This window comes from Chitinophaga barathri (genome assembly GCF_003807585.1).
GTDB classification, from domain to species: Bacteria; Bacteroidota; Bacteroidia; order Chitinophagales; family Chitinophagaceae; genus Chitinophaga; species Chitinophaga barathri.
The window spans coordinates 96,947-112,736 of record NZ_RMBX01000013.1 but is presented as its reverse complement, the minus strand read 5'-3'; the positions used below and the strand labels follow the sequence as shown (position 1 = coordinate 112,736).

Annotated in this window: 15 protein-coding genes; 8 read left to right on the top strand and 7 right to left on the bottom strand. The window is 52.7% G+C overall.

What is annotated here, in order from left to right; translation table 11 throughout:
• Positions 1-5: 5 nt before the first annotated feature.
• Positions 6-761 (bottom strand): hypothetical protein, encoded by a 756-nt coding sequence (locus tag EG028_RS22115; RefSeq protein WP_120518548.1) that lies wholly within the window; start codon positions 759-761, stop codon positions 6-8.
• 9 nt (positions 762-770) lie between these two features.
• A complete protein-coding gene (locus EG028_RS22110) occupies positions 771-1,364 on the bottom strand; it encodes a DUF4255 domain-containing protein (protein WP_120518549.1) in 594 nt (197 codons plus the stop codon).
• Positions 1,365-1,565: 201 nt separating this feature from the next.
• On the opposite strand from EG028_RS22110, the gene EG028_RS22105 reads away from it, so the two are divergent.
• A complete protein-coding gene (locus EG028_RS22105) occupies positions 1,566-2,249 on the top strand; it encodes a nitroreductase family protein (protein WP_120518550.1) in 684 nt (227 codons plus the stop codon).
• Here the strand turns inward: EG028_RS22105 and rsmI are convergent, their stop codons facing one another.
• The 4 genes from rsmI to EG028_RS22085 all read right to left on the bottom strand — a co-directional run bounded on the left by rsmI (position 2,250) and on the right by EG028_RS22085 (position 5,595).
• Positions 2,250-2,927: a 16S rRNA (cytidine(1402)-2'-O)-methyltransferase gene (gene rsmI, locus EG028_RS22100; protein WP_120518551.1), complete on the bottom strand. Its 678-nt coding sequence runs from the start codon at positions 2,925-2,927 to the stop codon at positions 2,250-2,252.
• 2 nt (positions 2,928-2,929) lie between these two features.
• Positions 2,930-3,175, bottom strand: coding sequence for a phosphoribosylformylglycinamidine synthase subunit PurS (purS, locus tag EG028_RS22095; protein WP_120518552.1), 246 nt, complete (start codon positions 3,173-3,175; stop codon positions 2,930-2,932).
• 66 nt (positions 3,176-3,241) lie between these two features.
• Positions 3,242-4,009, bottom strand: a complete 768-nt coding sequence (locus tag EG028_RS22090; protein ID WP_120518553.1) for a CDP-alcohol phosphatidyltransferase family protein — start codon at positions 4,007-4,009, stop codon at positions 3,242-3,244.
• 293 nt (positions 4,010-4,302) lie between these two features.
• Positions 4,303-5,595 carry an aminopeptidase P N-terminal domain-containing protein gene (locus EG028_RS22085; protein ID WP_120518554.1) on the bottom strand — a complete coding sequence of 431 codons (1,293 nt, stop codon included), beginning with the start codon at positions 5,593-5,595 and terminating at the stop codon, positions 4,303-4,305.
• Positions 5,596-5,911: 316 nt separating this feature from the next.
• Between EG028_RS22085 and pckA the strand changes: the two genes are divergently transcribed.
• The 5 genes from pckA (at position 5,912) to EG028_RS22060 (ending at position 11,810) form a co-directional block, all read left to right on the top strand.
• A complete protein-coding gene (gene pckA, locus EG028_RS22080) occupies positions 5,912-7,513 on the top strand; it encodes a phosphoenolpyruvate carboxykinase (ATP) (protein ID WP_120518555.1) in 1,602 nt (533 codons plus the stop codon).
• A gap of 269 nt (positions 7,514-7,782) precedes the next feature.
• Positions 7,783-8,670 carry a bifunctional 5,10-methylenetetrahydrofolate dehydrogenase/5,10-methenyltetrahydrofolate cyclohydrolase gene (locus EG028_RS22075; protein ID WP_120518556.1) on the top strand — a complete coding sequence of 296 codons (888 nt, stop codon included), beginning with the start codon at positions 7,783-7,785 and terminating at the stop codon, positions 8,668-8,670.
• Positions 8,671-8,690: 20 nt separating this feature from the next.
• Positions 8,691-9,311, top strand: coding sequence for a 7-carboxy-7-deazaguanine synthase QueE (locus EG028_RS22070; RefSeq protein ID WP_120518557.1), 621 nt, complete (start codon positions 8,691-8,693; stop codon positions 9,309-9,311).
• 153 nt (positions 9,312-9,464) lie between these two features.
• Positions 9,465-11,336 (top strand): OmpA family protein, encoded by a 1,872-nt coding sequence (locus EG028_RS22065; protein ID WP_120518558.1) that lies wholly within the window; start codon positions 9,465-9,467, stop codon positions 11,334-11,336.
• A gap of 12 nt (positions 11,337-11,348) precedes the next feature.
• Entirely contained in the window at positions 11,349-11,810 is a 462-nt protein-coding gene (locus EG028_RS22060; protein ID WP_120518559.1) for a DUF1569 domain-containing protein, read from the top strand.
• 318 nt (positions 11,811-12,128) lie between these two features.
• Here the strand turns inward: EG028_RS22060 and EG028_RS22055 are convergent, their stop codons facing one another.
• On the bottom strand, positions 12,129-12,899 hold the full coding sequence (locus EG028_RS22055; protein WP_120518560.1) for a 5'-nucleotidase, lipoprotein e(P4) family: 771 nt from the start codon (positions 12,897-12,899) through the stop codon (positions 12,129-12,131).
• An 88-nt stretch (positions 12,900-12,987) separates the two neighbouring features.
• On the opposite strand from EG028_RS22055, the gene dprA reads away from it, so the two are divergent.
• Positions 12,988-14,097: a DNA-processing protein DprA gene (gene dprA, locus EG028_RS22050; protein WP_120518561.1), complete on the top strand. Its 1,110-nt coding sequence runs from the start codon at positions 12,988-12,990 to the stop codon at positions 14,095-14,097.
• Between the two features lie 78 nt (positions 14,098-14,175).
• Positions 14,176-15,654 (top strand): IMP dehydrogenase, encoded by a 1,479-nt coding sequence (gene guaB, locus EG028_RS22045; RefSeq protein WP_120518562.1) that lies wholly within the window; start codon positions 14,176-14,178, stop codon positions 15,652-15,654.
• Positions 15,655-15,790 lie beyond the last annotated feature (136 nt).

The window sequence follows — 15,790 nt, the reverse complement described above, 5'->3', positions numbered from 1 at the left end:
TTTAATCAAGTACTTAAGAAATTAATGCTGTATTCCCGCGGCTGCGGAGCCATATGCCATGCATTTTTATATAGATCGATCATGCCGCTCACCTGCCCGCCTGCGGCCACCTGGTCGAACACGACGCGTTCTTCCACCGGTGCGCCGCCTTCAAGACGCACTACGTACGCGCCTTTGGGCAGCAGCCGGAGATCGAGGCCTACCAGCTCCTGGGTGGCGGCGATAGGACTGTTCAGTGTAAAACTCACCGGTGCGCCGGCGGCAATTTTTCCCGCCCTTATCTGTGTGAACGCTCCGGGCGTTACACGTTTGGACAGCAGCAGGCCGCTCAGCGCGCCGCGTTCCGCGTTGCCCGCGGCAGCGGCGGCGGTAAGCACCACGGTATTTGCGGCCAGGTTCGTATCAATGGCGCCGGCAGCGGAAAGATTATTCGCATAAAATATTTTTCTTCCCAATTGCTGCGTGCCCTGCTCAAAAAAATCTATCGAGGGGAAAGGTGTACCGTTGGCAACTGTCAGCCAGAATGAAAAAAGTATTGGCTGGGTGATAGGCACCGCCGGCACCCAGGTGGTACCGTTGTGATGCTGTTTCATATACGCCATCAGCCCGCCGGGTATAGGCCTGGTGAGCAACCCGTAATTACGGATCATGTCAGCGCTGGCCGGGGATGGGCGCAGGCGGAAGGTTTCTCCCGGATCCGCACCGTTTATACGGATGCTGATCCTGAATTCGGGGGTATATCTCCAAACAATTTTTTCCATAACGGAATGCTATTCAGTTTGTGTACTCAGTATCTGGGATTGTAAATTGATCTCGGTAATAATGCCTGCATCGCTCACCGGAGCGTCTTGTATCACAGCCATGCGCATCTTGTAGATAACCGAAGGAATGTACTTCCCTCCCATCACGCTCCACAGCTGGTTCAGCTCTTCAAATCGTGTGCTGTACAGGTCGAAGATGAGTTTGTTCAGGTTAAGGGCCGAGAGCACGGGCGTATCCGCCGGGGTAAAAACGAACTGCCGCTGAAAAAACGCGATCACCTGCGATATGCGCTGCAATGCCGTGAGGTAATTGTTTTTGTTCGCACTGAACAACACATATACATTCAGGTAAATTTCGCCCTGCTGCTCAACACCCTGGGGTAAGCCCGCCACCTGCACGGTACGGCGGAATGGGATGTTGCGCAGGCTTTCCTCCTGCTGGATATTTACAACAGACACCACGATCTTGTCGGACAGGTTTTGTGAAGGTGTATCCTGAAACGCGTCGGCAAAGGAGATGTTCCCGGGGGTTACCTCAGGGTCAAGGGTACCGATATAAGTGTTCAGCTTACTAATGATTGCGCTCAATACCTGATCAATCATTGATTTAAGATTTATGGGGTCCTGCTATATGTTAAATGAAACCGGGGTTATGCTACTCTCTTTGTTATGCTTTTTTCCTTTGGGGTAATGCTACTATTCTAAAAGTCTACTTAATGCTCCCTGTAATATTAGGTAATAAAATTCAATCTACAAAAAAATTCAATAAATTGAAATCATCAATCATACCAAAACAACCTGGCTATGCCCACCCAAAAAATCATCGACGGTTTTCCCTTCGTGGACTATACGCACGACACGTATCCGCCTCCCGATATGATCCGCAGATCTCATGAAATGCTGCACTGGATGGACAAACGGCGGACCGTGCGCGACTTCTCCCCCAACCCCGTTCCCCGCGAAGTGATCGAAAACATTTTACTCTCCGCCGGCACCGCGCCCAGCGGCGCACACAAGCAGCCCTGGACTTTCTGCGCCGTGCAGGACGCTGTATTAAAAACAAAGATCCGCGCGGCAGCCGAAGAAGAAGAATACAAAAGTTATCACAACCGCATGAGCGAAGAGTGGCTGAAAGATCTGCGGCCCTTGCAAACCAACTGGGACAAACCGTTTCTCGAAACCGCTCCCTGGCTGATCATTCTTTTCAAACGCATTTACGAGCCGGAGCCGGACGGTCACAAACACAACAACTATTACGTGCAGGAAAGCATCGGTATTGCGGCGGGTTTCCTGCTCACCGCGATTCACAACGCCGGATTGGTGGCGCTCACGCATACGCCCAGCCCGATGAATTTTCTCGCGGAATTATTGGAAAGGCCTGAAAATGAAAAAGCGTTTTTGCTGGTGCCGGTGGGTTATCCCGCGGCGGAGTGCTGGGTGCCCGATCTGAAAAGAAAAACGTTGGAGGAAATTGCGGTGTTTTATTGATTACTTCCCGGTAAACCCTTCCACGATGATCACGATCTCACCCTTCACGCCTTTTTCGTTGAAGTAGTCGCATACTTCCCGGAGCGTACCGCGTTTGTTCTCTTCAAACATTTTGGTCAGCTCGCGGGACACGCAGCATTGCCTGTCCGGCCCTAAGTACTGGATAAAATCTTCCAGCGTTTTCACCAGGCGGTGGGGAGATTCGTAGAACACCATGCAGCGTTCTTCCGTAGAAAGTTGTGTGAGTAAAGTATGACGGCCTTTTTTGGGAGGAAGGAAACCTTCAAAGGCAAAGCGGTTCATGGGGATGCCGCTGTTTACCAGTGCGGGTACAAAGGCGGTGGCGCCGGGGAGGCATTCTACCGGCACTCCTTCGCGGATACATTCCCGCACCAGCAGGAAACCCGGGTCCGAAACGCCCGGTGTGCCCGCATCTGTGAGCAGGGCCATTTGTTTGCCGCTTTGCAGCTGCTGTACAAGATGCTGTAACACCTTATGTTCGTTATGCTGATGATAAGGTGTTACAGGCTTGTTGATATTGTAATGCTTAAGCAGAATGCCCGACGTACGGGTATCTTCCGCCAGCACCAGCTCCACGCTCTCCAATACTTTCACGGCCCGGTAAGTGATGTCCGCCAGGTTGCCGATGGGTGAAGGAATGAGGTAAAGCCTGGACAAGTTTATTGAATATTAACTTCGTAAAATTCCATTACCTGGTTGGCCAGCAGTTTCTGGCAGGCGTTTTCGGCGATCTGTTGCGCTTCTTCGCGGCTGGAAGCTTCAATCTGCAGGGTAATATGTTTGCCAATGCGTACGTCGTGTACATTTCCGAGGCCCAGGTTCTTTAATCCGCCCAATACAGCCTTACCCTGAGGGTCCAGCAGTTCTTTCAACGGCATCACGTTGATATGCGCAGTAAATGTCATTTTTCTAAAAAATTTAGACGCAAACCTAGCAATTTATTACGAATTCCGGCTTACCTATTTCGCGGATCAGCCATGGCTGGCCTTCGGAGGCACTACGAGGGAGAGCCCCACGTAAACGATAAACACAAAAGGCACCGCTGCGTACTTCAATACGGGGATACTCACAACCGTCAGCAGCACCAGCAAAAAGCGGGGCCAGTTATCTTTTACAGAGAAGTTTTTGAATTTCAGGCTGATCATGGGATGCGAGCTCACCATCAGGTAACAGAGCACAGCAATGATGGCGTACAATACCCATACGTTTTCCAGCAGGTGCGCCAGGTTGTAAGGATTGTACAGCATGATCAGCGGGAAGGAAGCCACCAGGAACCCTACGGCAGGCGTGGGTACGCCAATAAAATGTTCGCTCTGACGGGTATCCAGGTTGAACACGGCCAGGCGGTATGCGGCAAAACAGGGCACCAGCAGCGCGGGGGCCAGGTTGAAGTAAGAAACGTCAAATACGTCAGGAGTTTGCAGGTATGCGCTGCGCAGCAGGCGGAACATAATCATGCCGGGCACTACGCCAAAAGTCACCACGTCCGCCAGTGAATCCAGCTCCCTGCCCATCGCGGAAGATACTTTCAGCAGCCGGGCCACAAACCCGTCAAAGAAATCGATGATGCCGGCCAGCACCACCAGTGCCGAAGCCCAGTAGATGGGTTCGGGATTGGTAACGGTGTATTCTGTGCCATTAAACTCCGCGATGTATTCCGGCGCATGCAGGATGAAGATGATGGCCAGCGCGCCGCAAAAAAGATTGGAAAGCGTAAGGATATTAGGAATCTGTTTCATTGATCGGTTTTCTTCAGCGGGGCAAGTTATACATTTTTCCCGGCGAATCGGCCCCATTGTCCGCCCATCCTCCGGCCATCCTCCGACGAACCTCCGGCCATCCTCCGACGAAAGTACCTCAAACCCTTGCTACGACCGAACACGGTCGGAGGATGGTCGGAGGATGTCAGCAGGATGTCAGTAGCATAATGCAATAAATAAAATACCGTTATTGTTGATAACTAGATATTTATAAAAAAAGCAGTCCCGGAAGCCTGGTGCTTCCGGGACTGTCTTTGTATTTTCCGTAAGTTTTATTTTTTCATCAGGGCTTCGATCTCGTCGGCAGTGATCGGGATGTTCTTCATGAGGTCCACATTACCGGAAGATCTGATCCAGATGTTGTTTTCGATGCGGATGCCCATTTTTTCCTCTTCGATATAAATCCCCGGCTCCACGGTCAGCACCGCGCCGTCCGGGATAGGCTGGAAAAAGGAAGGCCCGAGGTCATGCACATCCACACCCAGGTGGTGGGAAATGCCATGGTAAAGATATTTGCGGTAAGCGGGCGCTTCGGGGTCCTGGTTTTTGATGTCCGCATCCGTGAGCAGCCCCAGTTTGACGAATTCTTTCCCCGCTTCCACGCCTACCATTTCATGGTATTTACCGATGGTGACGCCTGGTTTCAGGATGGATTTCGCATAGTTGTGCAGGTGCAGGCAGGCGTTGTATACATCGCGCTGGCGGGCGGTGAACTTCCCGTTTACCGGCACGGTGCGGGTAAGGTCCGCATTGTAGCCGCCGTAGGCCGCGCCAAAGTCCATCAGGATCACTTCCCCGTCTTTACATTCCTGGTTGTTGCTTACATAGTGAAGGGTACGGGCCCTGTCGCCGGAAGCGATGATGGAGCCGTAAGCTTCGCCGGTAGCGCGGTTGCGCAGGAATTCGTGCAGGATCTCGGCGTGGATCTCGTGTTCGAACACACCGGGTTTGATAAACTGCAATAATCGGCGGAAAGTCTTTTCGGTAATGTCTATGGCTGTTTGCAGCACGGCTATTTCCTCTTCCGTTTTAACGGAGCGCAGTTCTTTGAGGATACGCGCGGAACGGAGGAAATGGTGCAGCGGGTAACGGGCGCGCAGCTCCTGTGCGTAGCGGTAATCGCGTACGGGCACGAGGTTGGCCTTGCGGTTATTTTCATTGCTGTTGAGGTAAATATTCACGGCTTCGTGGATCCAGGGTTGCAGGAGGGCATCCAGGCTGTCCAGCCATACGATGGTCTCTATCCCGGAAACGGCTTGCGCTTCTTCGCGGCGGAGGCGGTGGCCGTCCCATTTTTCTTTCAGTTCGTTAGGCCGTACGAGCACGAGTACTTCGCGGTACTTGGGGTCCGGGTTGTCCGGAAAAAGCACGAGCATGGTATCTTCCTGGTCTATACCGGTAAGCCAGTACAGGTCTGCATTCTGACGGAAAGGATGAAGTGCGTCGCCATTGGTGGGCAGTTCGTCGTTGGAATTGAAGATGGCAATGGATTCAGGCTGCATTTTAGCTGTAAACCGTGCACGGTTCTTGATAAAGATCTTCTGATCGAGTGGCAGGTACTTCATTGATGATTTTTTTGTCTTGGAGGATCAAACTTACCGGAAAATCAGGAACCGGCAAAAACATACGCTTTGCAGTACAGCAGCGGTGCGTAACACAAAAGTTATACTGTATTAACCCAAACCGGTGTTGTATTAACAAATAATTATTCTGCTGTTCTATTGATTTTCCGGCAAATTGAAATCGATGCAATTGAATAATATCTAAAAATGACGGTATAAAAGTATGAATTTCTACAAATTTAGAGGTTGCAACACCCATAAAATTTGATAGTATCAAAAAAGTCATAGTTTTGCCAATACACCAAAACAATCTTTCTTTATGCAAATCAGCAGTGTTAGAGATACACTCAGGGAATTGCGGGAATTGGGCATAGAGAGCATAGCCGACCCACATTACCAACTCTCCCCGGAAGAGCTGACAGCACAAACCCTGGCACTTTCCCAGGGATGCCTGAGCGATACCGGAGCCCTGATGGTCAATACAGGAGAGTTTACCGGCCGTTCTCCCAAGGACAAATTCATTGTAAAAGACAGCATCACCGCTGACAGCGTGAACTGGAACGACTTTAACCTGCCGTTCACCCCCGAAAACTTCGACAGGCTTTACCAGAAGATCACCCGTTATCTCAGCGGCAAACCTATCTGGGTAAGAGATTGCCAGGCCTGCGCGGACCCTGAGTACCGCCTGAACATCCGTGTGATCACGGAAACCCCCTGGGCCAACTTATTCGCCTACAACATGTTCATCCGCCCCGCGGAAGAAGAACTGGACAGCATCGAGCCTGACTGGACCGTGATCCAGGCCCCCGGCCTGCACGCGGACCCCGCCACGGACGGTACCCGCCAGCACAACTTCTCCCTGGTGAACTTTACCAAAAAGATGATCATCATCGGCGGCTCCGCTTACACCGGCGAGATCAAAAAAGGCGTATTCACCATTCTGAACTACCTGTTGCCGCATACCAAAGGCGTGCTCAGCATGCACTGCTCTGCCAATGAAGGTAAAAACGGCGATACGGCTGTTTTCTTCGGCCTCAGCGGCACAGGCAAAACCACGCTCAGCGCGGACCCCGAACGTAAGCTCATCGGTGATGACGAGCACGGCTGGACGCCTTCATCCGTATTTAACTTCGAAGGCGGCTGTTATGCAAAAACCATCGACCTGAGCGAGGAAAAAGAACCGGCCATCTACCATGCCATCCGCGAAGGCGCGCTGCTGGAGAATACCGGCTTCTTCCCCGGCACCAATACCGTTAACTATGCGGATAAAAAGATCACGGAAAACACCCGTGTGTCTTATCCCCTGCATTATATCAGCAACGCCAAGGAACCCTCCGTGGGCGCGGTGCCGAAAAACCTTTTCTTCCTCACCTGCGACGCCTACGGCGTATTGCCTCCCATTTCGAGGCTGACGCCCGGGCAGGCCATGTACCAGTTCATTTCCGGGTACACCGCCAAAGTAGCCGGCACGGAAGCGGGCGTAACGGAACCAAAATCCACGTTCAGCGCATGTTTCGGTGCACCGTTCCTTCCCTTGCACCCCGCCCGTTATGCGCAGATGCTCGGTGAAAAAATGCGCCGGCACAACGTAAACGTATGGCTGATCAACACCGGCTGGACCGGCGGGCCTTACGGCACCGGCAACCGTATCAAACTCAGCTTTACCCGCGCCATGATCACGGCCGCGCTGAAAGGCGAACTGGATAAAACAGCCTACAAAAATCACGAAGTATTCGGCGTAGCCATTCCGGAAGCAGTACCGGGGGTACCCGCTGAAATACTGGACCCGCGCAATACCTGGGCAGACGGCGCCGCGTATGACGCACAGGCTGCTGACCTGGCCGCTCAATTTGTCAAAAACTTTGAAAAATATGCAGGCAAAGCAGATCCGGAAATACTGGAAGCCGCGCCTAAAGTTTAATTGCCTTTATTAATTCCTTTTTAGATTCCTACGTTCATTTATCAATCTGGTTCAGGGGATCGCTCAGGCTAGGGCGGTCCCTTTCCACTCAACCGCCTTTATCAGTTCCTTACGTTATTTTATCAACCTCAGGGGACCGCTCTCATCAGAGCGGTCCCTTTCTACTCAATTGCCTGTATTAATTCCCGCGTTCTTTTATCAACCTTCAGGGGGCCGCTCAGACCGGGGCGGCCCCTTTCAATTGTCCGTCATTTTCCATACCTTTGCGCATGCAAATTTTAGACGGCAAACTCACTTCACAGGCAATTAAAGATCAATTGGCCGTTAAAACGGCCGAATTGAAAGCCCAGGGCAAAAAAGCACCCCATCTGGCCGCCATCCTGGTAGGCAACGACGGCGCGAGCGAAACCTATGTGGCTTCCAAGGTGAAATCCTGCGCGGAGATCGGCTATAATTCAACCCTCCTGCGTTTTGAGGCTACCATATCGGAGAAACACCTGCTGGACCACATTAACATGCTCAATGAAAATGTGGATATAGACGGCATCCTGGTGCAGCTCCCCCTCCCGAAACATATCAACGAAGAACTGGTGATCAACACCATTGATCCCAGTAAGGACGTGGACGGCTTCCACCCCATGAACGTGGGCAAAATGGTAGCCGGTCTTCCCGCATTCATTCCCGCCACCCCTTACGGCATCATGCTGATGCTGGAACATTATAAGATCGACACCAAAGGCAAACACGCTGTAGTGATAGGCCGCAGCCACATCGTAGGCACGCCTGTAAGCATTTTGCTGAGCCGGAACACCAATCCCGGCAACTGCACCGTAACCCTCTGCCATAGCCATACGCACAACCTGAAAGAACTTTGCCTCCAGGCGGACATTATCGTGGCAGCCATCGGCCGTCCTGATTTTGTGACCGGGGACATGGTAAAAGAAGGCGCGGTGGTGATAGACGTGGGTATCAACCGCGTGGCGGACGCTTCCAAAAAGAGCGGGTTCCGCCTGGTGGGAGACGTGAACTACGCCGAAGTAGCGCCCAAATGCAGCTTCATCACCCCCGTTCCCGGAGGCGTAGGCCCCATGACCATCGCGGCATTGCTGAAGAACACCTATCATGCCGCCATTGGCCAGAAAGGCAACCAGAACTGATTTTAAGCTACCTTTGCAAGATGCAGTCCACCATCATACAAACAGCAGCGCTGCCCGTGATGGAATCTTTTTATACCCTGCAGGGTGAAGGATTCCACCAGGGAAAAGCCGCCTATTTCATCCGCCTCGGCGGGTGCGATGTGGGCTGCGTATGGTGCGACGTAAAAGAAAGCTGGGATGCGGACAAACATCCGCAGATCGCTATATCGGACCTCGTGCGCGAAGCCGCCGCCAATCCCGGCCGCATTGCCGTGATCACCGGCGGCGAGCCCCTGATGCATAACCTGGACGGGCTTACCAAAGCCCTTCACAAAGCCGGTTTCCGCAACCACATCGAAACCTCCGGTTCTTCGCCTTTAAGCGGCAGCTGGGACTGGATCACGCTTTCCCCGAAGAAATTCAAAGCCCCCCTCGCTGAAGTTTGTGCCCAGGCGCATGAGCTGAAGATCATCATCTACAATAAATCTGACTTTGCCTGGGCGGAGAAATACGCCGCCATGGCTGGCAAACATTGCAGGCTGTACCTTCAGCCCGAATGGAGCCGCGCCGCCGAAATGACGCCGCTGATCGTGGATTATGTGAAAGATAACCCGCAGTGGCAGATATCGTTGCAGATCCACAAGTACATCAATGTTCCGTAATACCGGGAACAATCAAAGTCACTTCCTTTCCCTCCACATGGCGCTTCCGGTTGATAACTAAGGAATCCATACACTCCAACAACCGTAATCCGGCCGGTAAGATGACCGCTTCCATCATAAAACCCTTCTTTTTTCGTTATTTAGCAACCGACTATGAAAAAACTCCTGTTACTCCTCTGCTGCGTTTGCAGTCTGCCGCTGATGGCTCAAAAGGCCGATAAGGCCGACAAAAAAGCCATGGAACTGTTTGAAAAAAGCATGGATGCCATGCGCGTATATGAATACAACGATGCCGTTAAATTCCTGAAAGAAGCCATCAAGGTGAAACCTACCTTTCCCGATGCATATGGCCAGCTGGGGCTTACCTATATCGCCATGAAACAATATCCCGCCGCACTGGAAGCCTTTGCCCAGCTGGAAAAACTTGATCCTGACGGGCTGCGCTCCATCCGCCCGAGCTACGCACGCGCCCTGGCAGGCAACGGACAGTTCAAAGAAGCGCTGGCCATGCTTACAGAATACGCGCAAACAGCAAAAAATCCATCTCCCAAAGCCCTCCAGCTGAAAAAGAACATGGAATTTGCCGTTACCACTACACCCGTGCCTTTCCAGCCGCAGAACCTCGGGGACCAGATCAATTCTCCCGACCCGGAATATTTCCCCTCCCCTACCATAGATGGCAAAACACTCGTATACACCCGCCGTGTGGGTGGCCGCGATGAAGACTTTTATATTGCGGACCACGACAGCCTGAAATGGCAGACCAGCCGCGATATGGGCGAGCCCGTGAATACTGCTTACAACGAAGGCGCGCAGAATATCTCCCAGGACGGGGAAATGCTGGTGTTCACCGGCTGTGACTTTCCGAACGGCCGCGGCAGCTGCGACATTTATTTTGCGATCAAAACACCACAGGGCTGGCAGAAACCGAAAAACATCGGCCCCGCCATCAATACTGAACAGTGGGAGTCACAGCCCTGCCTGTCACCCGATAAACAAACGCTGTATTTCACCCGCGAAACAAGTGATGCCGGCGCTGATATTTTTATGAGCGTGCGCAATGCGGCAGGGCAATGGACGCCTGCCGAAAGACTCGGCCCGCAGATCAATACGCGCGGGCGGGAAACCACACCCTTCCTGCATGCTGACGGGCAGACCCTCTTCTTCGCCTCCGACGGCCATCCCGGATTTGGCGGGCTGGATATATTTTATTCCCGCAAACAGGCGGATGGCAGCTGGGGCCCGGCGGTGAACCTGGGGTATCCCATCAATACGATCGAAGAAGAAGGCAGCCTCACCGTAGCGGCAGACGGCAAAACCGCCTATTATGCTTCCGACCGTTCCGATTCCAAAGGCTCGCTGGACATCTACAGTTTTGAGCTGTACGAAAGCGCAAGGCCCATGCCCACGCTATATCTCAAAGGATATGTATACGACGCCAAAACCAAGAGCCGCCTCACGGCCAGCCTGGACCTGATAGATCTGCAAACAAAACTCACCGTTGCCACCATCCGCAGCAACGACAACGGCGATTATCTTATCCCTCTGCCTACCGGCAGAGACTATGCGTTTTCCGTCAACAGGAAAGGGTATCTTTTTTATTCGGATAACTTCTCGCTGAAGGAAGCCAAAACAGATCAGCCCTTCGAAAAAAACATGCCGCTTACCCCGCTGGAAGCAAATGCCATTGCGGTGCTCCGCAATATATTTTTCCCCTCGAACCAGTTTGCGCTGGACCCCGCGTCCGCCACAGAACTGGATAAACTCGTGGCATTGCTGAAAGAAAATCCCACCATGGTAGCAGAGATCAGCGGCCATACGGACAACGTGGGCGGCGATGCGGCCAACCTGCAATTATCCCAGAACCGTGCGAAATCCGTGGTGGAATACCTTGTGCAGCACGGCATACAGGCGGAGCGCCTGAAAGCGAAAGGATACGGGGAAACCAAAACAATAGACAGCAACGATACAGAAGCAGGCCGCGCGCAAAACAGGCGTACGGAACTGAAAGTGATCAGTTTGTAATAACTTGCCGGTATGATCGCATTATTCCCTCTGTCGCAACCCGCCACGCTGGCCGCCGTGCTTGAAAAACTCCAGCCGGATACAACACCGGCATGGGGCCGTATGAATGCACAACAGATGATAGAACACCTGGATGGGATTGTGCGGCACTCCGCGAGCGATGAGGGAACGGAGATATTGTCGCCGGAGGAAACGCTTCCCAAGCTGCGCCGGTGGCTGGAAACAGATAAGCCGCTGCCAAAAGACTTTATGAATCCGGTCTACAAAGACCGGCCGCCTGCCCATCCCGATCTTGAAACGGCGATACGATCCTTACATGAAGGGCTTGCGCATTTTCACCAGGTGTATGATCTGCACCCGGAGCATACTTCGCCCCACCCGGTCTTTGGATATCTTGATTATGAAGGCTGGCTGCGGTTTCATCAGAAACATTTCCGGCATCACCTGACGCAGTTCGGGTTATTGGAGGAATAAATTTTATACATAAAAAAGCGTCCCGAAAGGTCGTCATTGCGAGGAGCAGCGGGGATTTGTGCAGGAGCCGCGACGAAGCAATCTCCAGATATTGGCGTACATCCATTCGATGGAGGAGATTGCTTCGTCGCCCCTCCCACCTGGCTCAACTGCTCCTCGCAATGACGGGCTGTTATTTTCCTTTAGCGCTGCTGCTCCTCTCAATGACGGGCTTTGCACCTGCTTGGGGCACTCATGTGGAGGATCAACACCGAAGCTGGACTTTAGTCCGGATTCCAAACCGCTGCACTTTCAGTGCAGAGAATTTATTGCCTGTTCCTATTCAGTTCTGATGGCTTTTCTCAATGCGCTGTCCGCATTCGCGCCTTTGGGTACGAGGGCGCTCAGCCAATCGCCATACATAGCATTGGGCAACATGATAAAACGTGTGCCGAACAGTTCGTGCAGGCGCTCTACGGCTGCGTTCCGCTCCGCGGGCGTTTTCCTGTAAAAGTCTTCCGAAAAATCACCCAGGTTATCGCCCACCAGCATCGCTATTTCATACTTTTTCGCAATGGCGTCACGCCGTTCTTCCTTGTTTGAATTACCGTTTGATAAGATGAGATGTTCATTGTCCGCGAAGGGAAAATTATACCGTTGCAGGTTTTTTAGTGTAGCGGCGCGTTCGTTTTCAAGGCGGTTGGTTACATAATAAATGGTGAACCCTTTTTCGGCGGCGTATTTAAAAAAAGAAGGCGCACCGGGCACTGTGTCGCAGGCGGCTTTGGATGTCCATTCTTCCCAGGTGGCCTGGCTCCAGGTCTTTCCTTCCAGGGTTGTTTTGGCGGTGTACGGACTGTTGTCCAGCACGGTTTCATCGATGTCCGTTACGATTGCGCGGGGCCGGAGGGTTTGCTGGTGGCTCATTACCTCTACTCTCTCACCGGCGAGCTGGTATGCCTGGAAGCATAAAGCCCTGTATTCCGCCGCGCGTTGCTGCCAGAGGGCCGCCCATGCGGGGCCGCCTATTGATGGCTGCGATGTGGCAACCGGCTGCGTGGATTTACAGGCGAAAAAGACCATGACAACAAGCAGGTAACAATAACGCATATACGGTATTTTTGAGTGTGGAGAAAAATGCGGGTTTAAATTTGAAGAACCGGAAATTTATGGTGAAATTAGATAAAATTGTTAACCCATGCGCGAAGAGCTTCACTATCGTATAGCCCTTACATTCCTGCCGCTGGTGGGAGATGTGGCAGCAAAAAAACTCCTCGAAGTATTTGGTTCGGCATCGGCCATTTTCCAGGCGCGCAGGCGTGAGCTGGAAAGCATACCCGGCATTGGCGAAGTAAAAGCCGCGGCGATCAAAAACTTCAGGGACTTTTACCGTGTGGAGGCGGAAGCGCGTTTTCTGCAACGGCATCATATCAGGCCGGTATTTTATACAGATGACGATTACCCGAAACGTTTGCAGCATTGTTATGACAGTCCCGTGCTTTTGTATTACAAAGGCAAAGGCGATCTTCAACCGGAAAAAGTACTGGGCATTGTAGGTACACGCAGGCCCACGGTTTACGGCAGCGGGCTTTGCAGGGATTTTGTGAAAGCGTTGGCGCCGCATGGCATTACGATCGTGAGCGGTATGGCGTACGGCATTGATATTACCGCGCACCAGGCCGCACTGGAACATGGGCTGCCCACCATCGGAGTATTGGCGCACGGGCTGAACAGGTTGTACCCTGCATCCCACGCCCGCATTGCGGGGCAGATGCTCGAAACGGGCGGACTGTTGTCCGACTTCAGCAGCGGCGCCGAACTGAACCGGCAGAATTTCCCCCGGCGCAACCGGATCGTGGCGGGGCTTTGTGATGCGATACTGGTGGTAGAAAGCGGCAGCAGCGGCGGCTCCCTCATTACGGCGGACATTGCCTGCGGGTATAACCGGGATGTGCTGGCCATACCCGGCCGGATCGGGGACGAATCTTCCGCTGGCTGCCTGGACCTGGTGAAACAAAACAAAGCCGCCCTCGTGACCAGCCCGGAAGACGTGCTGCGGATGCTGGACTGGCGGCCCGCCGCCCCCACACCCAGGCCCGCGGTACAAAGCAGCCTGTTCCTTTCGCTGAAGCCCAAACAGCAGGATATCTTACATATATTATCGGGGCATTCCCAGGTAAATATAGACGAACTGCAATACCAAAGCGGGATTCCGCGAAGCTCAATGACGGAGGAGCTGATGCAGCTGGAAATGCTGGGGCTGGTACGGTCTATGCCCGGTCATACATATCAATTAATCAGTACATGAATATGAGCTGATTGGAATCCGGGGAAAAGTCGTACATTTGCGTGCAATTATTTAAGAAACTACCAAAATAATTGCAATATGCCTGCGGGAAAATCCAAACAGAAATTTGTAGCTGACGGTCTCACCTTCGACGACGTTTTACTTGTGCCAGCTTATTCAGAGGTACTGCCAAGAGAAGTGAACATCTCCACACAACTTACCAGGAACATACGGATCAACATACCCATGGTGTCTGCCGCTATGGATACTGTCACAGAAGCCACACTGGCCATTGCTTTGGCGCGTGAAGGCGGTATCGGCATCCTGCATAAGAACATGAGCGTGGAAAAACAGGCCGAGCTGGTAAGAAAAGTGAAACGCAGCGAAAGCGGCATGATCCTCGACCCGCTTACCCTCAGCGCAGACTCCACCGTAGGCCAGGCCCTCCGCATGATGAAAGAAAACGGCATCGGCGGTATTCCCATCGTAGACGGCGACAAAAAACTCATCGGCATCCTTACCAACCGGGATCTCCGCTTTGAAAAAGCCAATACCAAAAAACTGATCGCCGAAGTGATGACCAAGGACAACCTGGTAACCGCGCCGGAAAGCACCGATCTGAAAAAAGCAGAAAAGATCCTCCAGCAGCACCGCATCGAAAAGCTGCCGGTTGTAAATAAACAAGGTAAACTGGTAGGCCTCATCACCTACCGCGACATCATCCAGCTCACCAGCTTCCCCAACGCCGCCAAAGACAATTACGGCAGGCTGCTGGTAGGTGCGGCCCTCGGCATCACCCCCGATCTCCAGGACCGTGCCGCGGCATTGCTGCATGTGGGCGTGGACGTTGTAACGCTGGACAGTGCGCATGGTCATTCCATCTACGTGCTGGAAGCCCTCAAAAAACTGAAAAAATCCTTCCCGAAACTGCAGATCATCGGCGGCAACGTAGCTACCGCGGATGGCGCCCTGGCTCTCGTGGCCGCAGGCGCTGACGCCGTGAAAGTAGGCGTAGGCCCCGGTTCCATTTGTACCACCCGCGTGGTGACCGGCGCAGGCTTCCCGCAGCTCTCCGCGATCCTGGACGCAGCACAGGCCCTGAAAAAATCAGGTGTTCCCGTGATCGCGGATGGCGGCATCCGCTATACCGGCGATATGGTGAAAGCCCTCGCAGCAGGCGCATCCACCATCATGGCAGGTTCTATCTTCGCAGGCGTGGAAGAAAGCCCCGGAGAAACCATCATCTACGAAGGCCGTAAATTCAAATCATACCGCGGCATGGGCTCCATTGAGGCCATGGCGGAAGGCAGCAAAGACCGTTATTTCCAGGACGTTGAAGCCGATATCAAAAAGCTCGTTCCGGAAGGCATTGTAGGCCGCGTTCCTTACAAAGGCACACTGGCTGAAGTGGTACAGCAATTTGTTGGCGGCCTCCGCGCAGGCATGGGTTATGTAGGCGCAAAAGATATGAAAGCCCTCCAGGACGCACAGTTCGTGAAGATCACTTCCGCTACCGTAAAAGAAAACCACCCGCACGACGTGGTGATCACCAAGGAAGCACCGAACTACAGCAGATAACTTACAGAAAGATAAAATCCGCAGATACAGGGCGTACCACCAGGTGCGCCCTTTTTTACGTTTTTACATTTCCGTTAGCTTTCCCCTCCCCGTCCTTATTTACATTTTTCCTTTTTACATTTGAAAGATGAATGCA

Coding starts and splice junctions, on each gene's coding strand:
- EG028_RS22115 (WP_120518548.1), bottom strand. CDS start 761: ATGGAAAAAATTGTTTGGAGATATACCCCCGAATTCAGGATCAGCATC.
- EG028_RS22110 (WP_120518549.1), bottom strand. CDS start 1,364: ATGATTGATCAGGTATTGAGCGCAATCATTAGTAAGCTGAACACTTAT.
- EG028_RS22105 (WP_120518550.1), top strand. CDS start 1,566: ATGCCCACCCAAAAAATCATCGACGGTTTTCCCTTCGTGGACTATACG.
- purS (WP_120518552.1), bottom strand. CDS start 3,175: ATGACATTTACTGCGCATATCAACGTGATGCCGTTGAAAGAACTGCTG.
- EG028_RS22090 (WP_120518553.1), bottom strand. CDS start 4,009: ATGAAACAGATTCCTAATATCCTTACGCTTTCCAATCTTTTTTGCGGC.
- EG028_RS22085 (WP_120518554.1), bottom strand. CDS start 5,595: ATGAAGTACCTGCCACTCGATCAGAAGATCTTTATCAAGAACCGTGCA.
- pckA (WP_120518555.1), top strand. CDS start 5,912: ATGCAAATCAGCAGTGTTAGAGATACACTCAGGGAATTGCGGGAATTG.
- EG028_RS22075 (WP_120518556.1), top strand. CDS start 7,783: ATGCAAATTTTAGACGGCAAACTCACTTCACAGGCAATTAAAGATCAA.
- EG028_RS22070 (WP_120518557.1), top strand. CDS start 8,691: ATGCAGTCCACCATCATACAAACAGCAGCGCTGCCCGTGATGGAATCT.
- EG028_RS22065 (WP_120518558.1), top strand. CDS start 9,465: ATGAAAAAACTCCTGTTACTCCTCTGCTGCGTTTGCAGTCTGCCGCTG.
- EG028_RS22060 (WP_120518559.1), top strand. CDS start 11,349: ATGATCGCATTATTCCCTCTGTCGCAACCCGCCACGCTGGCCGCCGTG.
- EG028_RS22055 (WP_120518560.1), bottom strand. CDS start 12,899: ATGCGTTATTGTTACCTGCTTGTTGTCATGGTCTTTTTCGCCTGTAAA.
- dprA (WP_120518561.1), top strand. CDS start 12,988: ATGCGCGAAGAGCTTCACTATCGTATAGCCCTTACATTCCTGCCGCTG.
- guaB (WP_120518562.1), top strand. CDS start 14,176: ATGCCTGCGGGAAAATCCAAACAGAAATTTGTAGCTGACGGTCTCACC.